This window comes from Pantoea graminicola (assembly GCF_048452665.1).
Taxonomy (GTDB): domain Bacteria; phylum Pseudomonadota; class Gammaproteobacteria; order Enterobacterales; family Enterobacteriaceae; genus Pantoea.
On record NZ_JBLWSJ010000028.1, the window covers coordinates 1 to 408 of the forward strand.

1 protein-coding gene is annotated in these 408 nt (G+C 46.8%); it reads right to left on the bottom strand.

The window, feature by feature from the left end; translation table 11 throughout:
- The coding region (locus tag ACNY69_RS21655; RefSeq protein WP_418800360.1) for an IS110 family transposase at positions 1-408 on the bottom strand (408 nt) is incomplete at both ends.

The following is a 408-nucleotide window of genomic DNA, read 5'->3' on the forward strand; positions in this document are numbered from 1 at the left end:
ACGTTAAGTGCATCGATACGCCGTACAAGAGCCTGCAACTTTCTGACGGGCGCAGCTACGGGTTTCCATTGGTCTGGCTGAATGGCTTTACAAAAGCGTGCAATCAACCGGGAGTCTGCTTTATCAGTTTTAGTTCTGGTAAGTTCAGAAGCCGCAAATCCCTTAATTCCTGCGGGGTTAACGATGCTGACTTTCAGATTCTTTTTGTACAGAAAAGTAGCGAGGGCAGTACCATAGTTGCCAGTTGCTTCAAGACACACATGAATGTCCGGAATATTGCCTGCCTGCAGCCACTTACTGAGAGCTGTAAAGCCGGCGGGGGTGTTTTCAAATGCTTTACACCGATAAACCCCATCACAGAGTTCAGCTGCATCAAACTTCTTACTGGCAATATCAATTCCAAGATAC